The organism is Myxococcus faecalis, assembly GCF_050039385.1.
GTDB lineage: Bacteria > Myxococcota > Myxococcia > Myxococcales > Myxococcaceae > Myxococcus > Myxococcus fulvus.
The window spans coordinates 1,482,686-1,507,340 of the sequence record NZ_CP144336.1 but is presented as its reverse complement, the minus strand read 5'-3'; the positions used below and the strand labels follow the sequence as shown (position 1 = coordinate 1,507,340).

At 72.3% G+C, this 24,655-nt stretch carries 19 protein-coding genes; 2 read left to right on the top strand and 17 right to left on the bottom strand.

Annotation, left to right across the window (positions count from 1 at the left end):
- Positions 1 to 17: 17 nt before the first annotated feature.
- Positions 18 to 1,280, bottom strand: a complete 1,263-nt coding sequence (locus VZQ01_RS05710) for a GAF domain-containing sensor histidine kinase (protein ID WP_267697024.1) — start codon at positions 1,278 to 1,280, stop codon at positions 18 to 20.
- 86 nt (positions 1,281 to 1,366) lie between these two features.
- On the opposite strand from VZQ01_RS05710, the gene VZQ01_RS05705 reads away from it, so the two are divergent.
- Positions 1,367 to 2,098 (top strand): hypothetical protein, encoded by a 732-nt coding sequence (locus tag VZQ01_RS05705; protein ID WP_426747088.1) that lies wholly within the window; start codon positions 1,367 to 1,369, stop codon positions 2,096 to 2,098.
- An 87-nt stretch (positions 2,099 to 2,185) separates the two neighbouring features.
- Positions 2,186 to 3,553 (top strand): tail fiber domain-containing protein, encoded by a 1,368-nt coding sequence (locus tag VZQ01_RS05700; protein ID WP_426747087.1) that lies wholly within the window; start codon positions 2,186 to 2,188, stop codon positions 3,551 to 3,553.
- Positions 3,554 to 3,610: 57 nt separating this feature from the next.
- Here the strand turns inward: VZQ01_RS05700 and VZQ01_RS05695 are convergent, their stop codons facing one another.
- The 16 genes from VZQ01_RS05695 to VZQ01_RS05620 all read right to left on the bottom strand — a co-directional run bounded on the left by VZQ01_RS05695 (position 3,611) and on the right by VZQ01_RS05620 (position 24,641).
- Positions 3,611 to 7,666 (bottom strand): DUF6519 domain-containing protein, encoded by a 4,056-nt coding sequence (locus VZQ01_RS05695; protein WP_426747086.1) that lies wholly within the window; start codon positions 7,664 to 7,666, stop codon positions 3,611 to 3,613.
- Positions 7,667 to 7,675: 9 nt separating this feature from the next.
- On the bottom strand, positions 7,676 to 9,865 hold the full coding sequence (locus VZQ01_RS05690) for a hypothetical protein (RefSeq protein ID WP_223751497.1): 2,190 nt from the start codon (positions 9,863 to 9,865) through the stop codon (positions 7,676 to 7,678).
- Positions 9,862 to 12,441, bottom strand: a complete 2,580-nt coding sequence (locus tag VZQ01_RS05685; RefSeq protein ID WP_426747085.1) for a putative baseplate assembly protein — start codon at positions 12,439 to 12,441, stop codon at positions 9,862 to 9,864. The genes VZQ01_RS05690 and VZQ01_RS05685 overlap by 4 nt, the downstream gene beginning before the upstream one ends.
- The gene (locus VZQ01_RS05680; RefSeq protein ID WP_426747084.1) at positions 12,438 to 15,038 is read right to left on the bottom strand and encodes a putative baseplate assembly protein; all 2,601 of its coding nucleotides are present in this window, start codon (positions 15,036 to 15,038) and stop codon (positions 12,438 to 12,440) included. Before VZQ01_RS05680 ends, VZQ01_RS05685 begins: the two co-directional genes overlap by 4 nt.
- Before the next feature lies 1 nt (position 15,039).
- Positions 15,040 to 15,396 carry a GPW/gp25 family protein gene (locus VZQ01_RS05675; protein WP_223751500.1) on the bottom strand — a complete coding sequence of 119 codons (357 nt, stop codon included), beginning with the start codon at positions 15,394 to 15,396 and terminating at the stop codon, positions 15,040 to 15,042.
- 2 nt (positions 15,397 to 15,398) lie between these two features.
- Positions 15,399 to 15,722, bottom strand: coding sequence for a hypothetical protein (locus tag VZQ01_RS05670; RefSeq protein WP_141328759.1), 324 nt, complete (start codon positions 15,720 to 15,722; stop codon positions 15,399 to 15,401).
- A gap of 2 nt (positions 15,723 to 15,724) precedes the next feature.
- Positions 15,725 to 16,273, bottom strand: coding sequence for a phage baseplate assembly protein V (locus tag VZQ01_RS05665; RefSeq protein ID WP_141328757.1), 549 nt, complete (start codon positions 16,271 to 16,273; stop codon positions 15,725 to 15,727).
- The gene (locus tag VZQ01_RS05660; protein ID WP_426747083.1) at positions 16,270 to 17,412 is read right to left on the bottom strand and encodes a hypothetical protein; all 1,143 of its coding nucleotides are present in this window, start codon (positions 17,410 to 17,412) and stop codon (positions 16,270 to 16,272) included. Before VZQ01_RS05660 ends, VZQ01_RS05665 begins: the two co-directional genes overlap by 4 nt.
- Before the next feature lie 7 nt (positions 17,413 to 17,419).
- Positions 17,420 to 17,710: a hypothetical protein gene (locus tag VZQ01_RS05655; RefSeq protein WP_046712450.1), complete on the bottom strand. Its 291-nt coding sequence runs from the start codon at positions 17,708 to 17,710 to the stop codon at positions 17,420 to 17,422.
- Between the two features lie 26 nt (positions 17,711 to 17,736).
- Positions 17,737 to 18,378, bottom strand: a complete 642-nt coding sequence (locus tag VZQ01_RS05650) for a hypothetical protein (protein WP_223751502.1) — start codon at positions 18,376 to 18,378, stop codon at positions 17,737 to 17,739.
- A complete protein-coding gene (locus VZQ01_RS05645; protein ID WP_141328751.1) occupies positions 18,375 to 18,647 on the bottom strand; it encodes a hypothetical protein in 273 nt (90 codons plus the stop codon). The genes VZQ01_RS05650 and VZQ01_RS05645 overlap by 4 nt, the downstream gene beginning before the upstream one ends.
- The gene (locus VZQ01_RS05640; RefSeq protein WP_426747081.1) at positions 18,644 to 20,626 is read right to left on the bottom strand and encodes an ATP-binding protein; all 1,983 of its coding nucleotides are present in this window, start codon (positions 20,624 to 20,626) and stop codon (positions 18,644 to 18,646) included. The genes VZQ01_RS05645 and VZQ01_RS05640 overlap by 4 nt, the downstream gene beginning before the upstream one ends.
- Positions 20,623 to 21,825 (bottom strand): Pvc16 family protein, encoded by a 1,203-nt coding sequence (locus VZQ01_RS05635; protein ID WP_426747080.1) that lies wholly within the window; start codon positions 21,823 to 21,825, stop codon positions 20,623 to 20,625. Before VZQ01_RS05635 ends, VZQ01_RS05640 begins: the two co-directional genes overlap by 4 nt.
- Positions 21,826 to 22,027: 202 nt before the next feature.
- Positions 22,028 to 22,444, bottom strand: coding sequence for a hypothetical protein (locus VZQ01_RS05630; protein ID WP_408891058.1), 417 nt, complete (start codon positions 22,442 to 22,444; stop codon positions 22,028 to 22,030).
- Positions 22,445 to 23,370: 926 nt separating this feature from the next.
- Complete coding sequence (locus VZQ01_RS05625; RefSeq protein WP_426747079.1) at positions 23,371 to 24,099, bottom strand: T4 family baseplate hub assembly chaperone; 729 nt, start codon at positions 24,097 to 24,099, stop codon at positions 23,371 to 23,373.
- 14 nt (positions 24,100 to 24,113) lie between these two features.
- Positions 24,114 to 24,641 (bottom strand): phage tail protein, encoded by a 528-nt coding sequence (locus VZQ01_RS05620; RefSeq protein WP_046712457.1) that lies wholly within the window; start codon positions 24,639 to 24,641, stop codon positions 24,114 to 24,116.
- Between the last annotated feature and the right edge of the window lie 14 nt (positions 24,642 to 24,655).

Genomic DNA, 24,655 nt, shown 5'->3' with positions numbered 1-24,655 from the left:
TCCACGCGCGCGCGCCGTCATCCGCGCCGCGGAAGATGGACGCTGAAGGTCGTGCCCTCCGCTTGCGTGGACGCCACCTCGACGCTCCCTCCATGGGCCCGGGCAATCTGGTCCACGATGAACAGGCCCAGGCCCACGCTGCGCCGCTCCGCGCCGTTCGTGGTGCCGCGCTTCATGGGCTCGAAGAGGGTGGGGAGCACCTCCTGCGGGATGGGGGGCCCGTCGTTGTGCACCCGCAGGACCAGCTCCCCGTCATGCGCCTCGCTCGACACCTGGATGCGCGCGCCCGAGGGGCTGTACTGCATGGCGTTGGCGAGCAGGTTGTGCAGCACCTGGGCGATGCGGTCCGCGTCCCAGGTCCCCTGGCCGTGGCCCTTCGTCCGGACCTCCAGCACGCGCTCCGGCGCGACGGCCTGGACCTCCTCGACGACCTGACAGGTCAGCTCGTGCAGGTCCATGGGCTGACGGTCGACGGGCAGCACCTGGCCCATGCGCGCCTGGGTGAAGTCGAGCAGGTCCCGGATGAGCCGCTGCGCGCGGTCCGCCGAGTCGACGATGCGCCGCACCGCCCGGCGCGCCCGCTCGTCCAGGTCCGTGCGGCGCACCAGCGTCGCGGCGGACATGAGGATGGCGTTGAGGGGGTTGCGCAGGTCGTGGCTGACGATGCCGATGAGCTGCTCGCGCAGCAGGGCCGCCTCCTTCTCGTCGAAGAGCTGGGCCGCGCTGCGGTCCAGCGCGTCCTGGTTCTCGAGCTGATGGCCGATGAGGTCGCCCAGGTGTCGGAAGACCTCCAGCTTGTCCTGGGGGAGCGCGGCCGGGTTGGAGTCCAGCGCGCACATGACGCCGAAGAAGGCCCCATCCCTGCGGTACAGCGGCACGGCGATGTAGCTCTCCACGCCATAGAGCCTGGGCGCGGGGTGGCCCGCGAAGCGGGGCTCCTGGCTGGCGTGGTTGACGAGCAGCGGGGTGGCCGAGGTGCGCACCGTGTTGCAGAACGTCGTCGAGATGGCGAGCGTGTCGCCCGGCTTGAGGCCGAAGCTCATCTCGTCCAGCACCGCGCAGCAGCGCCACTCCTGCGCGGTGACGCGGGCCACGACGGCCAGCCGCAGGCCGGTGGTCTGAAGGAGCACTCGCAGGACCGTCTTGACGGCGTCGATTCGAGCGATGGCCTGGACGTCCGGGGTGACACCGCTCGCTGGAGACGGCTGGCTGGAGGCGGGCTGCGGGGTGTCTTCATGGACGCGCATGAAGTAGGCAACGCGGAGGACCCGGCGCGTCATCCTCTCTCTTCGAGGTGGGAGCCTCGGGGGCGAGGGCGGGCGAGGGCCTGCTAGACTCCTTTGCTCTCCGGGCTCCTCGAGGCCATATGCGCTCCGCGCTGTTCGTGCTGTTGCTCCTGACGATGGGCGCTTGTCGGCGCCAGGAAGCCCCACGCATCGAGAAGGTGGGCCCCGCGGAGCTCACGCACCAGCGCTCGTGCGAGTGGCTCGACTGGGAGAACAACTCCTGTCGCGCGGACTCCGTGCTGCGCGCGGGCGAGATCCGCTTCGAGCAGGTTACCTTCGTCGAGGCGAACCCCAGCGCCACGCGGGCCCTCGTCGTGCAACTGGCTGGCTCCAGCGCCCTGGTGGACCTGCGCTCCGGGGACGTCATGCTCCGCCTCCCGCCGCACACCTCGAAGCGCGAGTGGTGTGGTGACTCCAGGCTGGTGGTGTCCTCGCCCCTGGCGGACTTCGGAAGCTCCCAGGGCTTGCTGGGCACCACGCTGGAGGCCGTGTGGTTCGCGGAGGGCGCGGCCGTCCAGCGCGCCGTGTTGCACCGGGGGCTCCGGGCCGTGCCCCGGCTGTCCTGTGGCCCGGGTGACTCGCTGGCGTTCATCGTGTCGGGGACGCGCGGTGAGGCGCCCATCGAGCTGTATCGCTGGAGCCCGAAGGAGGGCGCGAAGCTGCTGGAGACCTGGGCCGGTGAGGTTGAAAACGGTGATTCATCGGACCTCGATATCTCCTGGAATTCATCGGGACAGCCCGAGTGGTGCGCCCGGGTCCGGCCGTACAGCGTGAACCGCTGCGTGCCGCCGGTGCGTCCGGTCGCCCGGTGAGCGCGCCGGGAAAAAGTGACACCCTGGCGAAGGCTTCAGGCCGAGCGCGTTCAGCCGCCGGCCAGCCGCCGTGAGCCAGGAGACGACATGAAGACGCGAATGCTGTGTGCCACGCTGGGAGCCCTGGCGTTGAGCGCCGTGGGCTGTGGGGACGATGCGCCGCCCGCGAAGAGCTGGGAGGTGGGCTCGGGGTTGCGGCTGGACGACGGTGACGTCGTCAGCGTGGTGTACGGCGCGGGGCCGGGCACGGTGACGGAGGGCAATGACTCGCGGCTCACGGACGCGCGCGCGCCGCTGCCCGGGAGCACCAGCTACATCCAGAACGGGACCGAGCCGCAGCAGGCCTCGCTGTCGCTGACGGGCAGCGCCACCACGACGGCGGGACACTTCGTCGACGCGGCGGCGGCCGTCGCCGCGCCCGTGCCGCTCTTGCGCGTGACGAACACGAGCACCACGCCGGCCTGGACCGCGTTGCCGCTCTTCTCCGTCGACTCGGCCGGTGGGCTGGTGGCGCGGGGCGAGCTGGAGCAGGGCGCGTTCCCCGCGAGTGGAAAGGGCCTGCGCCTGATGTGGGCTCCCTCGAAGGGCGCGTTCCGCGCGGGCACGGCGACCGCCGCGGAGTGGGACGACAGCAACGTGGGGGTGTACTCCTGGGCGGGCGGGGCCAACAGCCGCGCGAGCGCGTATGGCTCCTTCGCGTTCGGTGATGTGTGTGTCGCCTCCGGTGTGGTCGCGACGTGCTTCGGCTCGTCGAACCAGGCGACGGGCTCGGCGAGCTTCGCCAGCGGCGCGGCGACCACGGCGAGCGGCTTCACCTCGGTGGCGATGGGCTACACCAACAACGCGACGGGGCAGGGCTCCGTCGCGCTGGGGTACCGCGTCGACGCGAACGCGGACTACAGCACGGCCATGGGACAGCGGGCCTCGTCGGGAGGCTTCAAGGGCTCGTTCATCTGGGCGGACCAGTCGTCTACCAACGTCATCTCCAACACCGCCGAGCACCAGTTCCTGGTGCGTGCCTCCGGTGGCATCCAGTTGCGCACCAACGCCACGGCGAGCACGGGGTGCAACCTGCCCGCGGGCTCCGGCGTGTTCTCCTGCACCTCCGACCGGAACCAGAAGGAGGACTTCCGCACGGTGGACGGCGAGCTGCTCCTGGAGAAGGTGGCGCGGCTCCCCGTGGAGAGCTGGCGCTACAAGGAAGAGGCGAGCGGCGTGCGGCACGTGGGGCCGGTGGCGCAGGACTTCCGCGCCGCCTTCGGGCTGGGCACGGATGACACCAGCATCGGCATGCTCGACATCGACGGCGTCAACATGGTCGCCATCCAGGCGCTGGAGCGGCGCACCCGGCAGCTGCGCGAGCGCGACGCGGAGGTGGACGCGCTGAAGGCGGAGCTGGCGGAGCTGCGCCGAGGCCTCGCCGAGCTGAAGGCCGCGATGCCCCGCGCGCGCTGAGGCGACGCTCCGTCGTCACGAAGGGCCCGGGGACTCGGCTCCGGGCCCTTCTCGCGTTCAGGGCAGCACGGCCCGCAGGCTCTTGCCCGACTCCGAGGGCGCCTCCACCGTGCGCAGCGGCGCCGTGTTCCCGGCCGCGTCCCGCGCGTACACGGTGATGCTGTTGGTGCGCGCGTTGGCCACCCACAGCTCCTCGCCGGAGGCATCCAGCGAGACGCCCGTGGGCTGGGACAGCCCCGTCGCCTTGCCCTGGAGCACGCGCAGGGGCTTCACGGCGGTCGCCTTGGTGTCCAGCAGCGACGCCAGTGAGTACACGGCCACCGCGTCCGCGCCGTAATCCGCGACGTAGAGCTCCTCGTGGACCGCGTCCCACGCGAGCCCCGCGGCCCGGTTGAGCTTGAGCTGCTCGCCCGTCCACCGCGCGCGCGGCGCCGTGTCGCCCTGGGCCTGCGCGTCGAAGAGGGCGAGGTACGCGCCGCGTCCTCCCTTGGGCCCGGTCGTCAGCCCCGTCGCCTGGCCTTTGCCCGAGCCGGCGACGAAGAGGCGCTGGTGCTCCGCGTCGAGCGCCAGGCCCAGCGGACCGCTCAGCCCCGTCTTCTTCCCGGCGAGCACGCGCGCGGGCTGGAAGCCGCCCTGGTCGTCATGGCGGAAGACGTCCACCGAGTCGCCGCCCGCGTTGGCGACGTAGAGTTCGTCGCGCCGCGCGTCCAGCACCAGGGCCGTGGGCTGCTCCAGGCCCTCCTCGAGCTTCCCCACCGCGGCGTGGTTCTCCAGGCTCAGGCGCGCCACGGCGTTGGCGCCGGTGTCCGCCACGAGCAGCTCCTGCCGCTTCGCGTCCCGCGCCAGCCCCCACGGCTGCTCCAGCGCGGACGTCACGGTGCTGGACGCGATGAGCGTGCGCGGGCCGAGCGTCCCCGGGGCGATGCCCGGCGGCGAGAAGGTGAAGCTGCGAATCCAGAACCACAGCTCGAAGTCTCCGCCCTGCCGGCCGTCACCCCGGTTGGGGAGGCCGGCGGCGAAGCGCTGCGCCAGCGAGCGCGAAATCACCTCGCCATCCAGGACGCGGCTGCCGTCGCGCGAGTGGACGTATCCGCCCCGGATGCGCAGCTTCACGAGCAGGCGGGGATTGGCGCGGTCCTCGGTGTCGTAGTTGCGCAGATGACCCAGCCACCGGTAGGACTCCAGCGAGGGAATCCAGACGATGTCCGAGCCGAAGATGCGCGCCTCGCCGCGCAGCTCGAAGGTCTGATGACCGACGATGCCCACCAGCCGGCCCATCTGCTCGCGCCACCACGTCGAGTCGTGGGTGGTCAGCGGGTAGTTGATCTCCACCGACAACGACACGACGGGGCGGGGGAGCGGCAGCGGCGCACCCGCGGGCGACATGAGCGGCGCCAGCTCCTCGGAGCAGATGATGCGGATGCCCTGGGCCAGCGTGACGAAGGGCTCGAACTCCACGACGCTGTCGTTCTCGATGGCGAGTTGGGCGTTGGTGGCCATCTCCACGCGGGTGACCTTGACCGAGGGCTCGGCCGCGACGGAGACGGTGGAGCGCGCGTTGAACAGGATGGGCGGCACCCGCGTGGGCGTCTGGGCGTCCTCCACCAGCTGGGCGGACACCCGCTGCGTCGGCGCGTTCGACAGCGTCCAGAGCGCGGCGGCGATGCCCTGTGTGTTGGTGCGCACCAGCAGCGACGCGCCGGGCGTGCCTGTTCCCTCGGCGGGGCGGAGGCTGGCGCCATCGGCGACCTGGAGGATGCGGAAGTGCACGAGCGCGTTGGCGACCGGGTTTTCGCCCTGCATCACCGCCACCATGAGCGGCGTGGGCAGCTCCTGCAGCGGCGCGCCCTCCTGGCCGTCTCCGCCCAGGTACAGGAACGTGCGCTGGCGGCACAGCGTGTCCAGCGCCTCCTGCACCGTGTCCGCGTTCAGCAGCGTCTGGCACCCGCCGGACTGGTAGGCCACCCGGTTCGCCAGGCTCAGGCGCGCGGTGAACACCAGGGGCAGGTGGGCCTCGACGAGCGGGCCGCCCTCGGACACCAGGAGCCGCGCCTCCACCTGCTGGGTGACGTCGTTGGGGTTGGGCAGCCACTCCACCAGGGCGAGGCCGTCGTCGCCGGTGGTGACGACGATGCTCTCCGTCCACGGGTTGCTCGAGCCGGCCAGTCGCACGCCGGTGTACTGGCCGCCGGCGCCGCTGAGCACCCGGAAGCGGACCGACTGGTTCGCCGCGCGGCGCTGGTGACGGGCCACGCCCACGCGCAGCGGGTGCGGCAGCCGCTCGCCGGGGAGCACCTCCTGGCCGTCACCGCCCTCGTACGTGAGCACCCGTTGCCGGCTCAGCGTATCCAGCGCCTCCTGGACGGTGTGCGTGTCGTTGAGGATCTCCTGCGCGTCGTCCGGGTCGTACGCCACCTTGGATGCGACGCTGAGGCTCGCGAAGTAGCGCAGCGGCGCGTGGATGGCCTCGTTCCCGTGGTCCAGCAGCCGGGCCTCGACCACCTGGCTGTTCCGGGGGTCGTTCACCGTCTGCCAGCCGTCGATGGCCGGCGTCCAGAAGACCTCCGCGATGCCGCTGGCATCGGTGTAGACGACAATCGTCGTCTGCGCGTCGTCCGGCAGGTGGACGTCCGCGACGGTGCCCTGGCCCTCGGACAGCACCACGCTGAACTGGACGCGCGCGCCCACCACGGGAAGCCGCCCGTTGAACACGCCCGCGCGCAGGGGCCTGGCGAGCCGGCTGGGCGGCGCGGGCGGACGGGCGGGCAGCACCTCCTGGCCGTCGCCGCCCGCGTACACCAGCGTCTTGTGCTCGGTGAGCGGGGGGAACAGGTTGCGGCAGTCGTGCACGTGCCAGCCGTCGGAGTTGCGCTCCAGCACGGCCAGCGCGCAGTAGTGGTGACGGATGCCGTGGGCGGGCTCGGAGGCGGGCAGCCCTCCGTCCTGGGGCCACAGCACGTTGCGCGTCACCGTGCGCGCGGGGATGAGCCAGTAGTCGCCCGTGCGGTAGCGGCCCGCGGTGAAGCGCACCTGCACGCCGCTCTCCAGCGAGGTCCACCCCAAGGACGGGTCCGCCGGAGCGGGGACGATGTCCAGCGCGCCCGCGGGACCCACGTTGTCCCAGCCGCGCACGGTGAGCGCGCCGGAGGGCAGCGTGGCCGGCCACGTCGCCGCGTCGATGGTGATGCGGTTGCCCGTCATCGCCTCCACGCGGATGAGCTCACCGGGCTCGCCGCGCAGCACGCGCTCCTCGGTGGTCAGCTCCAGCCACTGGTTGGGCTGGAAGCGCCGGTAGCCGTCCTTGCCCGGCTCGGTCACCACCATGCGCCGGTTGAGGACATCCACCGACTCCACCTGGGTGAAGAGGATGCCGTTGTCGCGCGACCACTTGAAGGTGGCCGTGCCGCCGCCAGTGTTGCCGCGGTGCACCTCCACCCGGTAGAGCTGGTTCTCCAGCCGGCGGTAGCCCGCCTCGGCCGCGACGATGCACGGGTTGTCGCTGGCCTGCTCGGGCTCGCCGCGCGCCGCGAGCGTGCCGGTGCTGGTCAGCTCGTCGGGCAGCCACTCCGGGGTGCCGAAGGTGTGGCAGGGCACCCCCTCGATGGGCCCCGAGGCGTTCGTTCCCGTGAGCCGCAGCAGCCGCACCTGCCACACCGTGCGGGTGCGCGTGGCGGAGTCCGGGCCGCCCAGCGCCACCTCGCGCAGCTCCGGGTCCTCCAGCGCGGTGACGTGGCGCTGCCACACGTCGAGGAAGGCCAGGTAGCGCCCGTTCGCCACCGGCAGCGTGAAGCCGGGCAGGTCCGGCTGCGCGTCCAGCGCCACCGCCTGCTCGTTCTCGCAGAGGATGCCCTCCACGTAGTAGTGCCCGGCGCGCACGAAGGGGCGGGTGCCCTGCGTGAAGAGGGCGAACCCCGTCTGCTCGGCGGGCGTGCCGGGCTCCTGGGGTGTCCCGCTGTGGCCGATGACGTCCCGGCGCGTCGTCTGGTCCAGGTACTGCTGGAGGTCGACGTGCTCGTTCCAGTCGGCGTCCAGCTGGACGCGTCCCTGCTGCATCCGCACGGTGGAGTAGTGCTTCGCGGGCCGGAAGGTGTTCCGGCTGAAATCGCCCTTCATGGCGTCTCCTCAGGTCACGAAGAAGAACCCGGCCTCGAGTCCGAAGCGCAGGTAGTCGGTCAGGCTGGCGCGCAGGTTGGCCTCGCGCTGCGGTTGTTGGAGGTGGTGGAACACGCCCATCTCCCCCTCGTCACTGGCACCCCGGCGGATGCCCGAATCGGTGTCGTCGCGGAGCTGGCAGTAGCCCGGCTCCAGGTAGCGGTCCGACGTGAAGACGGGCTTCACGCGGCGCTCGAGCTCCAGCCGCACGTCCTCGGGCGTCCCTTCCGCGTACGCGGGCTGGCAGCGGAAGCGCTGGGGCACGTGCGAGCCGGGCGGCACGTAGCAGAAGCGCATGCAGCCCTTCTGCCGCTGCACCACGTTCACCCGGCCCGTGAAGAGGCTGTCGCTGGCCAGCTCCAGCACCGTGGTCTCCACGGTGCCGAGCACCGTGCTGGCGAGCACGTGGAGCGTGCCCGTGAGGCCCTCCGCCTCCAGGTCCTCCTCCTCGGGGAGCAGCGGCCCCGGAGGTGTGGGCAGTCCCTGGAGCGCGGGGCCTCCCAGCCCGTCCACGATGCAGTCCTCCAGCCGCAGCACGGTGGCGCGGCCCGTGCGCACGGGGCCGGTGATGCAGCGATGCAGGAGCACGGTGCAGTCGCCGTCCTTCTCGCCCTTCACCACCAGGCTCGGCTCGGTGGTGCGCGGCTGGCCGTCCGGCAGCAGGTCCTGTCCGGGCACGAGCGTGCAGTGGCGCAAGTCCAGCGTGGCGTTGTCCGCGGCCTGCACCTCCAGCACGCCGCCGCGCACGAGCAGTCCGCTGAGCACCAGCGTGGCGCCCTCTCCCAGTCGTATCAGCCCCCGGCCGCCCTGCAGGTCGATGACGGGGCGCTGGAGGTTGGCGGCCCGCAGCTCCAGCCGCGAGCCCACCGCCACGTCCAGCGTGGCCAGCGGATAGCGCTCGCTGTCGAGCACCTCCACCAGCGCGTCCCCGCTGGCGCTGCTCGCGCTCAAGGCCGAGGCGAGCGTGGTGTAGGGGCCCACGCGCGTGTCGACGCGCCAGGCGCCGCGCTGCTCCAGCGGGAGCAGCGTCTCCTGGCGGTCATAGAAGCCGCCGCCCACCTCGCTGCTGAAGCCATACGCGTAGCTGACCGACAGCGCCGTGGGCACCGGCAGCCCCTCGGCGAAGGCGAGCCGCCCGTTCACCGGGTCCACCGCGACGCGGATGCTCCGGTTCACCGGCGGCAGGCTCGGGTCCAGCGGCGGGTAGGGCAGCGTGGCGGGCGGGCGGTGCCAGGTGGACAGGTCACAGATGAGGACCTCGTCCGGGGAGATGGCCTCGAACGCGCCGGGCCCCGCGTCCAGGTGGAGCGTGAAGGGCGGGGTGGCGCCGAAGTAGCGCTGCTCGGGCGTCTGGCCCCGGGCGAGCGCGGCGCGGCGGGCCTCCAGCTCGTCATACAGCGGCCGGCGGCGCAGCGGCGTCGGCACGTTGAGCTCCCCGGCCAGCGAGCTGAGCGTCGTCTCCGACTGCGGCAGGTTGAACAGGTGCGTGTCGCAGCCGAGCGCGTCGAAGCGGAAGAGCCCCTCCTCGGTGGCGCCGGGCTCGGAGGCCGGGAGCACCGGGTACGCGGGCGCGAGCACGACGGGATAGGACTCCAGCCGCCACAGGAAGAGGCCCACGTTGGGCAGGTTGTGCTGGCCGCGCTGGTTGTCGATGTGGCGCACGTCGACGGTGCGGGTGGCGTTCTCGAACGGGGTGCCCACCAGCTCCAGCGCGTTGGCGTCCCGCAGGTCCGGCGTGCGCAGGCTCGTCAGGCGCGGGTGGTTGAGGTACTGCGTCGTGCCCACGCGCTGGAAGAACTCCACGGCGCGCGCGGGCCAGCCCGTCACGTCGCGCGCGAGCTGCTCCAGCATGGCCGCGGTGCCCTTGCGGCGCCGGTACGCCAGGGTGTTGGCCACGTAGGCGCGCTGGCTGAAGAGGCCCGGGTCCACGGGCACCAGGTCGCGCACCTTGAGCAGGTCGCCGATGTACGGCACCACCCACTCCTGGCACGTCTCGATGAACCAGTTGTCATGCAGCTGGCCGATGTCCTCCTCGAGCGCCAGCAGCTCGTGCTCCATGATGGCCAGGAGCGCGCGCAACGGCTCGCCCTGCAGCGTGTCCTTGGCGCGGTGGATGGCGGGCAGCAGCTTGTACAGCCTGTCCCTGGGCGAGGGCGTCACGGGCTCACCTCCAGGTCGTGCACCAGCGTCACGCCCCGCCGCTCACCCTGGAGCGACGGGTCCAGCAGGAGCAGCTGCGCGGGCCGCAGGAGCGTGCGCTCCCAGCGGGCGCCGCGCGCGCGAATCACCGAGAACAGCTTCTGCTCCGGGATGAAGGGCGTCGTCGGGTGCAGCCGCTCCAGGTCCACCATCACCACGCCCGGCACGTCCTGGAGGACGCGGATGACCTCCGCGCCGCTCACCGCCTGGGCGAACTGGCGCCGCTCGAAGGAGAACGCCTCGCGCAGCGCGGCCTCCGCCCGGGCGAGCACGTCCTCGGGCAGGTAGCGTGTGTCCAGCCGCAGCCGGGCCTCCACGGCGAAGTAGAGCCGCTCGTAGGAGGAGAGCGCGAACTGGCGCACCGGGTCGTGGTGCGAGCGCAGGGCCTCCTCCAGGCTCTCGTGCAGCTGGGTCCCCGGCTCCACCGGCTCGCCGTTGTTCGCGGCCACGGTGACGTGCACGAGGATGCGCTCGCCGTTGGTGAGGTCCGCGGCCTGGGCCTTGCCGATGCCCGCGAAGGTGGAGGCGAAGTCCTCGTAGTCCTGCAGCGACACCACGCGGCGCAGCGTCAGCACCGACGCGGGGGCGTTGTCGCGCGCCTCGTCCCGCGACTCCGGCGCGGCCGCCCCCGTGGCGGGCAGCGGGTTGCCCACCTCGCGGATGCCCAGCGGGCGCACCTTGAGGAGCGCGAGCTGCCCGGAGTCCACCTCGCCCTCCGGACCGATGCCGGAGCGGTACACCGCGGTGATGTTCTCCTGACCCGTGGGCAGGCGCGCGCCGGACACGCCGTCGCCGAACGTCACCACCACCGTGCCGTCGTCCTGCAGGCGCACCATGTAGACCTCGGCGCGCTCGTCCTGGCCGAAGAGCGTGGGCACCTCCTTCCACAGCACGCCGTTCACCCGAATCTCCAGCGTGCTCTCTCCGCCGGTGTCGGTGGGCGCCGCCACGTAGGTGAGCGGCGGCTTGCGCAGCACGAAGCGCTGATGCGTGCGCGAGCCGTCACCGCCGCCCAGCACCTCGCGCACCGTCTCGCCGTGCGTGGAGGGCGCCACGTTGCCGTGGATGAGCACCGTGTCGCGCACGAGCGGCGCGGCCAGGGGCTCCTGGAGCACCAGCCGCGTGCGTCCGTCCGGGAGCGCCTCCGCGCGGTCCAACGCCACCACCTGCCGCAGCCACTCGCCCGACTGCCCGTCCACGAGCGTCCTGCCCTCGATGAGCAGCACGTGCTGGGGCTCCAGGCCCGCCACCGCGCGGTCCAGCTCGATGGAGTCGCCCTGCACCGCGTCCGTCCGCGGCATCTCGCCGATGGGCAGCTCCTCGCTCTGCGCGAGCACGACGGTGCTGCGCAGCGGGAAGTAGGACAGGTGCTCGTTGGTGTCGAACGTCAGCCGCGTCACCTTGGCGGTCATCGTGAAGTCTTCACGTGCCCAGGGCTGGATGTCGGTGATGCGGTAGAGCTCCACGTAGCGCGACTTCCAGAGCGCCACCCAGCTGCCGTGCACCAGCGTGGGGTACTCGCGGTCCAGGTCCACGATTCCCTGCACCGCGGTGGTGTTCTCGAACTGGGGCCACTGGGTGAAGCGCCCGTCGCCGGGGCGGTAGTCCGGGTTGTAGCGCTGCTTGATTTCGTCCGGCATCGCCTTGAAGGACGGCGCGTTGTAGCCGAACAGGTTGCCGCGCAGCCGCAGCACGAAGGCGCGCGGGTGGTCCGCCGGGTCCATGCGCGGCGACTCGCTGCCCAGCCCCGGCTCCCACGTCACCACGGTGTGGTTGAGCTCGGGCTCCTTCGGGTTCGGCACCTGGGTGACGGTCTTCACCCAGCGCAGGTCCCACTGCTCGCTGCCCGGCTGGCGCTCGCGCTCCTCGCCCACGAGCAGCAGCGCGTCGCCGGGCTGGATGCCGGGCTGCAGGCCGCGCAGGTACAGCGTGCTCTCCCCGCGCATCAGCGGCTGGGCTTGCGTCCTGGGCACCCGGAGCAGGTTCCACTCCGCGCGCGCCTCCAGCGCCTCGGTGGTCTCGAACGTCTGGGGCCGCGCGTCCTGGCCGGGGATGCTGAGCACCTGCACGCCCACCGGCACCTGGACGCGCGAGGGCGCGCCGGGCGCCGTCTCCACGGTGAAGACCAGGTACGTGCTCGCGGCGACGCCGGGCTTGAGCTCGTAGCCGAGCTGCCGCGCCAGCTCCAGCACCGAGCGCCGCTCCGTGGCGGTGCGCAGGAAGCCCTCGTTGGCGATGCGCTCCTGGTAGAAGGTCAGCACGTCGGCGGCCGTGGCCCACGCGTCCAGCATCGCGATGGACAAATCCTCGGTGCCGCGCGTGGACAGCGCCGCCAGCGGCCGGGTGCCGGCGAACTCCCCGTCCGGCAGGAACTCCCGCGGCAGGCGCGCGAGCATGCGCTGGAAGAAGCTGGAGTGCGTGCCGATGCGGTACGCGAGCGCGGGCTGGCCGGGGCGGTTGTACAGCGGCGCCGCCTCCGCCGCGCCTTGCGCCTCGCACGCGTCGCAGTCCCCAGAGCCCTTGATGGACGTGCTCACAGGCCCCCCTGCATGTAGAAGTCGAGCTTGCCGTTCTCCGGCTGGCTCGGGTCATTGTCGAGCCGGGCAATCTCCAGCCGGTCCATGGCGATGAGCCCGTTCTTCCACTCGTCGCGAGGCACCTGCCCGAAGCGCCGGAAGCGCTGCGGCTTGCCCGGCGCGTCCTCCGTCTCCACCCACGCCACGCCGGGGACCTTCATCGCCGTGGCCACCAGCTGGCTCAGGTACACCGGCTCGCCGAAGGTGAAGTTGTCCGGGTGGAAGAACGCGCGACGGCCATCGGGAAGCTCCCCGTTGCCGAAGACCTCCAGCAGCGCGGCCTTCACGTTGGCGGCCAGGTAGCCCGGCAGCACGCAGACCGTCATGGCGATGTCCAGCGGGACGAAGAGGGGCGCGTCGACGCGCAGGTCGTACCCGGCCAGCCGGAAGCGCTCCAGGAAGGTGGTGAGCCGCTCGGAGAAGTCCGCGTCCACCGGGAAGCCGCCGCGTCGGTCCACGGTGATGAACATGGTGTGCCAGCTCCCCGTCCACCGCAGGCTGCCCACCGCGCGCTGCACCTCGGGGTGGCGCTGGGCCACCTCCGCGTAGTCCTCCTCCGTCACCGCGCGCTGCTGGATGCGGAAGGCCTCCGGCGCGTCGATGCGCACCCGCTCCACGGCCTCCGGCTCCACGCCGCCCTGCGCCGGCAGGGGGTTGCGCACGCGGAGGATGCCGTCGCGCCACGCGCCGCCCACGGGCGAGTACACATGCGAAATCGACTCCGCGCCCACGTTGCCCGCGACGCCGTTGCCGATGCGGTACGTGGCCGTCATCCCCACGCCGGCGCCGGGGCGCTCGCCGAGCACGTTGTCGCCGAAGCGCAGGCGGGCCCGGCCGTCGTCCTCCACCTCGGCCACCAGCTCCCGGCTGAAGCGGCCGCTGTTGAGCAGCGTGCGGCGCGGCACCCAGACGCGGCCGCTCTCCGCCTCGCGCAGCCAGAGCGCGGGCAGGGACTCCTCCGGCGCGGAGCGCAGCGCGGCGGTGGCGGACGCGGTGGGGTCCACCGCGCGGCCGCCCTCCACCCGCGACACCTGGGTGAGCGGGCCACGCGACAGTCGGGGACGGTAGCCCCCTGTCCCGGGCACGGCGGGCAGTTCCTCCGTCAGCGTGCGCCCATGGTCCACCAGCACCACGTTGCCGCGCGCCACGCTCACCGGCGCGGGCTGGCCGGGCACGTCCTCCTTCTCCCCGGTGGAGTCGTGGGGGACGGTGACGGTCCACAGGCACAGCTCGAAGGGCAGCGCGTCCTCGGTGTGCCAGGACACCTCCACCACGTCCACGCCGAGCAGCGGGTCCTCGCCGAAGGCCACCTGCGTCAGCCGCACCGCGTGGCGGCGGGACGGGTCCGCGTCCACGGCGCGCCCCGTCTGAGAGCCGCGCGCCTCCTCCAGGATGAGCACCTTGCCCTCGGAGAAGTTCTCCGGCGTGAAGGTCTTCTTCGTCGGGTCCGCGGGCGAGGGCGGGTTGAGCAGCGTGGCCGCCGTGGCGCCCCGGGGAAGGCAGCAGCGGTCCTCACCCCAGGTGTGGAAGGTGATGCGGCCGTGGCCCGAGTAGAGCGTGGTGGGGTGGAGCGACTCGAACACCTCCGCGCCGGAGACGATGGCGGCCTGGAGCTGCCGGGCGTCCACCACGCGGGGCGCGTCCACGGTGGTGAGGAACAGCGTGCCGGGCGTCACCTCGGTGGGGCCGGCCAGCGTCGTGCCCTCGGCATCGGGCGTGAGGCTCACCGTCACCCACGCGCGGGCGTTGCCGCCGTCGTGCATGGGGTAGTCGAGCAGCCGCGCGTGGCGGCGCACGGAGGTGCGCTTGCGCGCGGTGCCCAGGTACGCCTCGGTGGCCACCGCGTCCTGGTAGTAGCTGAGGTAGTCGGCCGAGTAGGCCATCAGCTCCACCAGCGTCACGCCCAGGTCCGCGGGGTTGCGCTCCTTCCACTGCGGCGCCACCTCCGACAGCCGGTCGAGGAGCAGCCGCCGGAAGCTGGCGTAGTCGCGCGTGAGGTAGTCGAGGGTCGGGTCCACGCCGTCCGGCGTGACGGCGGACTTCGGCGGGGCGCAGTCGAACTCGCTCGGGCACTCCACCTTGAAGGTGAAGTCCACGCGCGACAACAGGGCGTCGAAGCCCTCCAGGGGCACCGTGTCCAGGAAGCCCCGCAGGAGCGCGAGCGTGTACGTGGAGAAGTCGCCGGAGGACGTGGTGCGCACCACCAGCGTCTGCTGCGTCTCCGTCGTGCCGTTCTCCACGTCCAGCGCCACGCGCCGCGCGTACTCATCGCGCTCGGCCTGGGTGGTGAGCGGGTCCGGCGGCGGCTGGTCCATGCGGAACGCGAGCGCGACGCCGATGTCCTTCAGGCGCACGCCGCCGGTGATTCCCACGTTGTCCGCGCTGATGGTGACGGGCAGCGGCTTGTAGCAGCGCACCCACAGCGTGCGCTGGCGCTCCAGCTCGAGGGTGGCGGCCTCCTCGTCCAGGACCTCCAGGTAGTCGATGCCGTTGAAGGTGGGGTGGGCCTCCACCAACCGGCGTCGCTGCTCGCTCTGGCAGACGTAGCGCGCGCCCATGTCAGAGCTCCCGTGAGAACTGCGCCGTCTGGCGCTGCTGGGTGCGGCGCACCACGTAGCGCACCGTCACCTGGAGGGCGGCCTCCTCGCTGTGCGTCTCCACCGCCTCCACCTGGATGAGGTCCCCCAGCCACTGCTGGAGCGCGCCCTGCACCAGGAACTGCGTGGCGGTGGCCAGCTCCGAGCTGTTGGGCGCGAAGACGAGCTGCCCCAGGCCCGTGCCGAAGGTGGGCCGGTTGACGCGCTCACCGGGCGAGGTGAAGAGCACCTGCTCGATGAGGTGCCGCACGTGCGTGTCCAGGTCCGCGTCCGCCGTGCGGCCCCGTCCATCCAGGCGATAGGGGAAGGCGATGTGCATGGTCAGGTCCCCCTCACGCGGACCTGCGTCATCACCACCTGCGGCGGCCCCAGGGGCGCGGCCCCCAGGGACATCCCCACGCTGTTCTGCAGGATGACGAACTGGCCCCCCACGCGCACGCGCACCGAGGGCACCATCCACTTCACCTGCACGCACGGCCCTCCGCTCTGTGGCGGGAAGGTGCAGCCCGTCACCAGGTACTGGTCCGCCATGGTGGCGACGAACTGCCCGCCCACCTTCACGCGCGGGTTGCCGGGCATCGTCTGCACCTGGCCCCCGTGCGGACACATCACCGTGGCTCCGACGTGGACGACGAAGGCTCCCATGGCTAGATGACCTCCAGCGCGCCGTTGTTGACGTTGACGCCCGTGGGGCCGAGCTTGATGTTGGCGGCGCCGAACGACAGCTCGATGCCGGTGGCGCTGAGCACCACCTTGGCCGTGCCCCCGTGGTTGATTTCGATGCCGGCCGCGGTGAAGGTCGCCTTCAGCGGCATGGGCACCGCGGGCGGGCTCACCTCGATGCTCAAGCCCCCCGCGCCCGGCAGGTCATCGAGCTTTACGGTGACGGCGTCCGTCTTCCACACCTTGGTGGTGGGAAGGCCCGGCGTGGCGGGCGCCTCGCCCTCGCCCCAGAAGCAGCCGGCGACGATGGGGTAGTTCAAGTCCCCGCGCTCGAACTCCACCCAGACCTTGGCGCCCACCGCGGGCACCGCGAAGAAGCCCTTGCCGCTGCCGCCGTACGGCATGCACGGCATGGCCCAGCCCAGCTGGCTGTCGCCCAGGACGGTGGGCACCTTCACCTGCACGCGGCCCATCATCAGGGGGTCGATGTTGTTGACGACCTCGCCGCGGTACTTCCCGAAGTAGGAGCTCATGGCGGCACCACCGGAGTGAGCGCCCCGGCACCCTCGCGCGTGAGGGTGAAGCGCTGCTTGTACTCACCGGGGCGGATGGAGTGGGTGACGTTGCGCACGTAGAAGAAGCCGTCGTGCTGGAAGCCCGCGCCGCGCACGCCGACCAGGCCCCGGGGACGCAGCACGTCGCCGTAGCGCGTGGCGTCCAGCTCCCCGGAGCCCGTGAGCACCTGGTCCGTGGAGGCGTCCGTCTGCCCCTGCGCCCGGGCGAACGCGGCGAGGTAGCCCGCGCCGTCCGGTACGTCCTCCAGCAGCGACGTGCGCACGCTGGACTGGGTGAGCAGCGCGGGCTGGCTCGCCAGCGGCGGGACGCGGAGGCTGGCGAAGGTCTGCACCGGCAGCGCGCGGCCGAAGACGATGGCCTGGCCCTTCACCGTGGTGGGCGCCAGCGCGTTGTACTGGAAGTCGAGCGAGTCCACGTTGGTCTGCGCGCCCAGGTTCACCGAGAGCGCCCGCTGGGGGATGCCCAGCCGGTTGGGCGGGCCCCAGTACGCGGTGTTCATCAGCGGCGCGGGGCCGGGGGTGACGTGGAAGACGTAGCCGTAGCGGCTGGCCATCTCCTGCAGGTAGGCGTAGTCGGTGCCTCGGAAGACGGGCGTGCGGTAGATGGGCAGCGGCACGTCCAGCGTGGGCGGCGGGATGATGACCGGCACCAGGCCGTACTGCGCGTAGCCCAGCACCAACTGCGCGATGATGATGGGCTCCACCTGCGCGGGGTGCTCGTGGACCTTCTGCTCCAGGTCCATGGCCACGCTGATGTCCTCGCCGGTGAGGGTGAGCGTGGAGGCGCCCGGCTGATGGGAGGGCGTGAGCGTGCGGTGGGTGATGATGCCGTCGAAGAGCACCTGCGGCACCACGTTGAACGTCACCAGCAGCACCACCCGGTTCATGGGCCTGAGCAGCGGGTGGCCCACCAACCCGTAGTCGAGCAGGTCCATGGCCCCCGCGCGGCCCACGCCGAAGGTGAGCTGGAAGCCCGAGCGGCCCTCGTCGTTGTGGGTGACCTCCACGTTCTGGAGGGCCTCCATGAACGACGCGGGCGCGGGCACCGCCACCGTGGGGCCCACCAGCAAGGTGAGATGGATTCCCAGCAGGCTCATCGCGCGCTCAGAACTCCGGCATGGCGATACGCACCACGGAGCCCGTCTCCCGCATCAGCTCGAAGGGGTTGAGCGTGTCGTTGGCGTCGCACACGCGCCAGAAGTGCTCCGGGTCTCCCAGCGTCCGGTGGGTGAGCAGGTCCAGCCGGTCTCCCTCGGTGACGGTGACCTCGGCCAGGACCTTGAGCGCGTTGCCCGCGGGGATGAAGCGGCGGCGCTTGTAGGCCGCCACGCGCCCGTCGGGCAGCGTGAGGGTGGCGGTCTCGAGATTCGCGTAGCGGCTGGTGGGGTCGAGCATGGTGACTCCCGGGTGACGAAGGGGCTTCAGCGAGGCAGCGAGGCGTTGGCCACGCCGGAGACGCTGCCGACGACGGCCAGGGCCTCCTTGACGACCTGGTGCGTGAGGAAGAGGGCGTAGCCGGGGTGCGTGAGGGGCAAATCGTTGTACGAGAGCACGCGCAGCCCCAGGGACACCTTGGCGCGGATGGGGTTGAGGTTCGGGTCGAAGGCTTCCTCGGTGATGGTGAACTCGGTGAGCTTCACCGGCAGCACGCGCTTGGGGCCCCAGACGAAGAGCGTCAAGGGCGCGGTGGCGGGGACGACCTCCAGCGTGCCCACCTGCATCAGCACGGCGTTGAGGATGACCTGCGCGGACTTGGGGTAGACGAGCATCTCCAGCGAGGACAGCTGCGGGTAGATGCCCACGCTGCCGGCCAGCGCGTCCCCCTGGGCGAGCTGGTCCGTGGCGTCTATCTCCACCTCCACGCGGATGTTCTCCACGGGCGCGCCCTTGAGCCTGAGCGCCTCCGTGCGGTCCCCGCCTTCGCCCGACATCTGGGGCGTCAGCGTGCGCGTCATGGTGTCCGGGTTGTATTGGAACACCACCAGGCTCGCGACGGGGTTGAACGGGTCCAACCCGACGATGGCGCCGCGCTGCGTGCGCGGGGTGCGAGGGAACGAGCTCATCGCGTCGGTCCTCCCTGGCCCAGGCCCGCGTACACCGCCTGCGCCACCTGGACGCCCAGCGACTGGGGCGCGGCGTGGGGCCGGGTGTGGATGGCGCCCGCGTCCACGCGCGGCACGGCGCCGGACAGGCCCTGGGGCAGGCCCCGCTCGGTGAGCAGGCGCGTCAGCTCCACGCGCACGGCCTCGCCCACCTGCTCGCGGTGGGAGGCGGGGACGCCGTGGAGCACCAGCTCGTCGATGTGCAGGCAGATGTGTCGTGGCGTCGTCATGTCCACCCCGAGACCTCGGCCTCCGCCAAGGGCTTGTCGAGCTTGCTGAACTCCGAGCGCACCGCGCGCTGGAGGTGGGCCATCCGCACCGGCTCGTTGGCGTCGGCGGCCAGGAACGCGGCGTTGAGGGCGATGGTGCGGATGTTGCCGCCGGTGACGCTGAGCCGGGCCAGGCGCGCGACGTCCAGGCCTTCCGTCGGCGTGGCGGCGGGGAACATGCGCCGCCAGATGTCCGCGCGCTGGGCGGCGTCCGGGAAGGGGAACTGCAACACGAAGCGCAGCCGGCGCAGGAAGGCCGTGTCCAGCGCGTCCTTCATGTTGGTGGTGAGGATGGCCAGGCCCCCGTACGACTCCATCTGCTGGAGCAGGTAGCTCACCTCGATGTTGGCGTAGCGGTCGTGGCTGTCGCGGACCTCCGAGCGCTTGCCGAACAGGGCGTCGGCCTCGTCGAACAGGAGGATGGCGCCGCCCTCCTGCGCGGCGTCGAACACGCGGCGCAGGTTCTTCTCCGTCTCGCCGATGTACTTGCTGACCACCTGGCTCAGGTCGATGCGGTAGACGTCCAGGCCCAGCTCCAGCGCGAGCACCTCCGCGGCCATCGTCTTGCCGGTGCCGCTGGCGCCGGCGAACAGGGCGCTGATGCCCAGGCCGCGCGCGCCCTTGGAGGCGAAGCCCCACGCCTCGTACACGCGCGTGCGCTGGCGCACGGCGGCGGCGATCTCCTTGAGGATGGCCTTCTTGTCCGGCGGGAGCACCAGGTCCTCCCAGCCCGCGGTCGGCTCCAGCCGGCGCGCCAGGTCCTCCAGCCGGGGACGCGACTGCACGCGGCAGGCGTTCCAGAGGGCCGCGCCCAGCGCGCCCTCGTCGTCGAAGGGCCCTTGCTCGCGCACCTCCAGGCTGGCGGCGCGGATGGCGTGCAGGGGCAGGTCGAACTGCTGGGTGATTCGCTCCAGCGCGCCGTTGAGCAGGACACCCTCGGGGCCGAGCGCTCCGGTCCACAGCGCCTGCTGTTCGACCCGCGTGGGCCGCTTCACCTCCAGCGGCAGCGACGCGCGGCCTCTCAGGCGCATGGGCTCGCGCGCGGCGAGGATGACCATGCCCTGCACCTGCTCGGCGAAGGCGCTCGCGGCGCGGAGCGACTCGGCGCTGGTGCCGTCGTCACACTCGATGAGCAGGCCGCTGCCAATCAGCAGGGCCTCGCGCTCCCAGAGCCGGGCGAGCATCCCTCGCTCCTCGGCGCCGAGGGGGAGCTGGCTCGCGCGCGCGACGTGGAGCTGCAGCCCCAGGGCCGCGCAGGCCGTGCTGGCGATGGCGCGCGCGCCTTCGGACTCCACGCCGCACAGCTGGATGACGGCGGCGCTCGCCTCGCGCTCCCAGAGTCGGTACATCCGCTCGGCGAGCTCCTGGTGCGAGGGCGGCGGCGGGGCCTGCGCGGGGACGGGCGAGACGAGCTCCTGGAGCCGGCGGTCCAGGTACGACAGGCCGGTGAGGTAGTGGAGGATGCGCTCGTCGATGCGCAGGGGGCTGGTGGTGAGGCCGTCTTCCGGCGCGAGGGTGAGCAGCTCCCAGCGGCGCAGGGCGGCCACGGGGGTGAGGGCGCTCCAGTGCGCGTCCGGCAACATCGCCAGGGCCAGGCCGAACGTGGGCCAGGGGCGCCGCGGGTCCCGGTTCACGGCGGCGAACAGCGCCCCGAAGCCGGTGCCCAGCTCCACGCTCGCGCAGCACAGCAGGATGTCGCGCTCGAAGGGGGAGAGCTGGAAGGTCTCGCACAGGTTCTCCAGCGCGGACGGGGCCGGCATCGCGGAGCCCGCCTGCGCGAGCGCGGCCAGGGCGGCGTCGACGTCGCTGCCCTCGGCGGGGAGGGACTCATCGCCCGTCGCGCGCACCTGCTGGAGCAGCCGCGCGCGCACCACCGCGAGCGCCGCGGTGAGCTGACGCTGGTTGGCCTCCTGCCAGGTGGTCGTCGCGGAGGTGCTCATGTGACGCTCACCCGCTGGGTGGGGTCGAACACGGGCGGGGTCTGGCTCCGGTCGATGAGGAGCGAGTCCACGCCGTCCACGCGCAGCCGGACGTGGTGGTCGCCCGCGTTGAACCCGCGTCCGGTGAAGGTGAGGTTGTCCACGGCGGCGACGCGCTCGGGCGCGGGGAGTTCCTGGCCACCGAGGAGCAGGGACACGCGCTGGTCCGGACGGACGCGCGGGCCGAAGGTGGCGGTGAGCGTGATTTCGCCATCGGGGCCGCGCGGCACGGGAGAGGGCGCGAGCGAGAGGATGCGCGGGGCGAGCGTGAGCGGCAGGGCGGGGGAGGCGTGCTCGACGCCGTTCGTGTCGGTGACGACGACGGACACGGCGTAGGTGCCCGCGGGCCAGTTGACCGCGTCATTCGGGATGGAGGTGGTGAGCCGCGCGGCGGTGACGTCGGCGGCGGGACGTGTCACTGGCGTGGTCCAGAGCGGATGCTGGAAGCGCACGCCCACGGTGTTGCCCGCGAGGTGGTGGCCGGTGAGCACGAGCACGTCCCCCAGGCGCGCGCTGGCCTGCTGCTGTGGAGGCGTGATGGCCTCGAGCAGGGGGAAGGGGGGCAGGGTGTCCGGGTGGACGGAGAGGACGGGGCGCAGCACGGGGAGCGGCGTCGCGCGCGGGCGGGTGCTCTCGATGAGGACGACGGAGACCTGGTAGACGACGGAGACGCGGTACTGCGTCTGGAACATGGTCCAGAGCTTGGAGAGCTCCTCCAGGGAGAGCGGCTCCGAGGTGATGCGCACGCGCTCGGCCTGGCGGTAGAGGTCATTGCCGGGGACGGCGACGCGGAGCTCCTCGGCCCCGAGCAGCGGGTGGTCGTGGAGGACGTTCATCGCCTTGCCGAGCAGCTTGTGGCTCTCCACGTCGTCATCGGACGGGGCGTAGGGCGTGAGCAGGTACGTGAGCCGCAGCGCGAGGGGCGGGAGGCCCGACTCGCCGGGCTTCACGTGGGGCGGGAAGGTCGTGTTGCGGAGCGCGGCGTCGTGACCGACCTGGAAGAGGAAGAGGTTGAGCTGGTGGTGCGTGGCGTCCCGGGCGCGGGCCTTGTCCGGAGGCAGCGTGGTGACGGTGACGTCCGGCGTGTCCACCTGGAGGTGGTTGAACAGGAGGGTGCGCAGCGTCGCCGTCACCGTCGCGATGGAGAGCGAGTTGCTCATCGTCCACCTCCCAGGCGAGGCGCGAGGCGTGATGCATGGCGTGCGGCCATCCCGGGTCGTAGGAGATGACTCTTCGCCTGCCCGGACGACCCCCGTGATGCATGACGCGTGGATGAGGTCGGGTGCGCGCAGCGTGAGGCCGCCCGTCGCGGTGCGAGGCACAATGCGTGGCGCGCGGCCATCGTCCGGCGAGGGAGGCGGTTCATCGGCCCCCTCCGTTGCGGCGCGCGAGGTAGTCCTCCAGCGACGGAGACGCAGAGGGGCGCGCGGGTACGCCCCGAGGAGGCGCGGCGGGCGCCACCGCGCGCACCTCGATGCGACCGATGGTGACGTTGATGACCGGGGCCTCCGGTGCCTGCGTCACGGAGGGCGGTGCGGCGCGGGGCTCCTGTCCGCCTCGCGCCCTGTCGCCCTCGCCCGATTCGAGCGCCGCGGCGAGCGCGCGCGCCTGACGAACGGGCGAGGCGGGGCGCATCGTGCGGTCCTGCTCCTCCGCGAGCGAATCGCGCGCCAGGCCCCGCGTCGTCTCCAGCGCGACGGACAACCCCAGGGCCGTGATGCCCCCGCGAGTCGCCTCGTGCGCGCCAGGTGCCGCGCGAAGTGGCTCATCCCGAGGCATGATGCTCCCCTCGCCGCGCGAGGACTCGTGCTCCGTGCGAGGCGTGAGCTCCCCGGCTCGCCGCGCGTGACGAGACGGGGACGCCGCCGAACCGTCGGAATGCTCCGTCGAGTGGGCGAACGGTGACCCGGCGTCGGTCTCCTCCGCGCCCGGCGCCGACCTCGCACGCGAGGCAAGGCCCCCGTGCCCCGACGTCCTCGCACGCGGGACGACGCCTGACTCCCCATACGTCCCTGCACGCGGGGCGACGCCCGCCTCCCCTGACGTGCGTGCGTGCGTGAAGGCGCCCTCGGCACCCGGTGTCCTCGTACGAGGCTCACGCGTGAAGGCACCGTCCGCGCTGTTCCACGCGGACCCCGGCTGATGCCGAGCCTCGTCTTTGCGCCCCTCGTGTGGCGTGCCCGCCGCGCTCCATGACGACTGCCCGAGTCCCGTCGCGGTGTCGCGGTCCCTCGAATCCGAGGCCCGTCCCTCATCGGCGCGCGGGCCCAGGGCCGAAGCCGTCGACACGCGCGGACCGGGGTGTCGCGCGGGGCCCTCGCTCACCAGGGCCTCCGCGCGCTCACGGGAGCTCTCACCCCTCGACGCGGCCTCCGTCGATTCGGGCCCGCGTCCGAAGTGCCCCTCACCGACGCCAGGGCCTCCACGGCTCCGAGGCTCGCCGAGCAGCGGACCCACCCCGTCCCGAGCCTCTCCGGACCTGGGGGCCTGCGTGCCCAGGGGCTCGGCGAGCACCTGGCCCACCGCGCTCCAAGGTTCGCGGTGAGGCCGGACCTGGCCGAGCGGGGCACGCGATGCTTCACCTGACGTCTCCTCCAACTCCCTCACCACGCCCCGCGCCTCGGGCGCGAAGTACGACGCACTCCGAGGCCGGACTCCCTCCGTGGGGCGGACCTGCCGGGCCACCAGATGGCTCAAGTAGTCGCTCATCGCCCCACCAGCTCCAGGTAGCGCTGCCGCTTCCAGGGGCTCATCGCGAGGATGTGCTCCTCGGACCAGCCATACAGGCTCGCCAGCGTGTGCACGTCACGCAGCAGCCGCTGCGCCCACGCCTCCACCTCGCGCCACAGGAACTCCGCGATGTCGAACCCCGCCGCCCAGCCATGGCCACAGCCGGGACACGTCGTGGCCAGCTCCACTCGGGCCTGCGGATCCGCGGCCTCCATCGCCGAGCTGACGGCACCCACCACGTCCTCCGGCAGCTCCCGCACCTCCACGTGCGCCCCCTCTCGACGGGCCTCCACCACGCACCGCGCCAGCATCTGCCCGGGCCCCGCCGGCTCCCGCCCCGCCGCCAGCGCCGCCAGGTCCCGACTGTCCGGAAGCCGGAACCGCACCACGTGGCCCGCCCGCTCCACCTCCAGCACCTCCGGCGCCGCCGCCGTGGGGACGCGGATGTCCCCCACCTCGAACGCCAGCTCCACCTGCTCTGCGCACCGCGGACACGCCACCAGCCCCCGGATGGCCCCGCCGAACGTCCCCTCCCGCAACGACAGCAGCAGCGCGTCCCGGGCCCCCACCGGCAGCCGCGCCAGCTCGCCCAGGCTCCGCTCCGGGAAGGCCGCGCCCAGCAGCGCGAGCGCGCGCCCCGCGGACGGGTGCGGGTAGCCCGCCTCCCACGCGCCCAGCAGCTCCGGAGCCGTCAGCGAGCGCATGGGGCCTCGGTGCGTCAGGGATTGGGCTCGTTGAAGGTGGGCTCGGTGGGCTCGGTGACGTCGTAGTCACGCTCCCAGCCCTCGTTCTCCAGCTTCAGCGTCTGGATGGCCACCGCGTTGGCGTTGGCGTCCAGGTCCGGCATCGCCTGGTACTCCGACACCCAGCAGCGGTAGAGCTTGTAGGAGATGGCCAGCTGTCCGGCCTCGTTGTAGACCTCCAGGATGATGTCCTTCCTGAAGTCCTTGAGGGACACCTCGGCGCCCAGCCCGGAGCCGTAGTTCCAGACCTTGTTCGCCCAGCGCTCGAACTCGGTGTCGTGGGTGACGCCGCGCTCCAGCGTAATGGCCTCGTACTCGCTGCGGCCCGGGGACTTGCGGCTGCTGCTGGGGTCGCCGCCCTCGCGGTGCTTCACCACCTCCGTGGTGCGCTTGAGCGCGCCCACCTTGCTGATGCCCGCCACGTAGCGGCCATCCCACTTCACCCGGAACTTGAAGTTCTTGTACGGGTCGAAACGCTGCGCGTTGACGCTGAACTGAGCCATGGAATGGGTCTCCC

Excerpts from the sequence above, each read along its gene's own strand:
- VZQ01_RS05660 (WP_426747083.1), bottom strand. The coding sequence starts at position 17,412 with ATGAGCCTGCTGGGAATCCATCTCACCTTGCTGGTGGGCCCCACGGTG.
- VZQ01_RS05700 (WP_426747087.1), top strand. The coding sequence starts at position 2,186 with ATGAAGACGCGAATGCTGTGTGCCACGCTGGGAGCCCTGGCGTTGAGC.
- VZQ01_RS05650 (WP_223751502.1), bottom strand. The coding sequence starts at position 18,378 with ATGAGCTCGTTCCCTCGCACCCCGCGCACGCAGCGCGGCGCCATCGTC.
- VZQ01_RS05655 (WP_046712450.1), bottom strand. The coding sequence starts at position 17,710 with ATGCTCGACCCCACCAGCCGCTACGCGAATCTCGAGACCGCCACCCTC.
- VZQ01_RS05625 (WP_426747079.1), bottom strand. The coding sequence starts at position 24,099 with ATGCGCTCGCTGACGGCTCCGGAGCTGCTGGGCGCGTGGGAGGCGGGC.
- VZQ01_RS05675 (WP_223751500.1), bottom strand. The coding sequence starts at position 15,396 with ATGCACATCGCCTTCCCCTATCGCCTGGATGGACGGGGCCGCACGGCG.
- VZQ01_RS05665 (WP_141328757.1), bottom strand. The coding sequence starts at position 16,273 with ATGAGCTCCTACTTCGGGAAGTACCGCGGCGAGGTCGTCAACAACATC.
- VZQ01_RS05710 (WP_267697024.1), bottom strand. The coding sequence starts at position 1,280 with ATGACGCGCCGGGTCCTCCGCGTTGCCTACTTCATGCGCGTCCATGAA.
- VZQ01_RS05635 (WP_426747080.1), bottom strand. The coding sequence starts at position 21,825 with ATGAGCAACTCGCTCTCCATCGCGACGGTGACGGCGACGCTGCGCACC.
- VZQ01_RS05680 (WP_426747084.1), bottom strand. The coding sequence starts at position 15,038 with ATGGGCGCGCGCTACGTCTGCCAGAGCGAGCAGCGACGCCGGTTGGTG.
- VZQ01_RS05640 (WP_426747081.1), bottom strand. The coding sequence starts at position 20,626 with ATGAGCACCTCCGCGACGACCACCTGGCAGGAGGCCAACCAGCGTCAG.
- VZQ01_RS05645 (WP_141328751.1), bottom strand. The coding sequence starts at position 18,647 with ATGACGACGCCACGACACATCTGCCTGCACATCGACGAGCTGGTGCTC.
- VZQ01_RS05705 (WP_426747088.1), top strand. The coding sequence starts at position 1,367 with ATGCGCTCCGCGCTGTTCGTGCTGTTGCTCCTGACGATGGGCGCTTGT.
- VZQ01_RS05620 (WP_046712457.1), bottom strand. The coding sequence starts at position 24,641 with ATGGCTCAGTTCAGCGTCAACGCGCAGCGTTTCGACCCGTACAAGAAC.
- VZQ01_RS05695 (WP_426747086.1), bottom strand. The coding sequence starts at position 7,666 with ATGAAGGGCGATTTCAGCCGGAACACCTTCCGGCCCGCGAAGCACTAC.
- VZQ01_RS05630 (WP_408891058.1), bottom strand. The coding sequence starts at position 22,444 with ATGCCTCGGGATGAGCCACTTCGCGCGGCACCTGGCGCGCACGAGGCG.
- VZQ01_RS05670 (WP_141328759.1), bottom strand. The coding sequence starts at position 15,722 with ATGGGAGCCTTCGTCGTCCACGTCGGAGCCACGGTGATGTGTCCGCAC.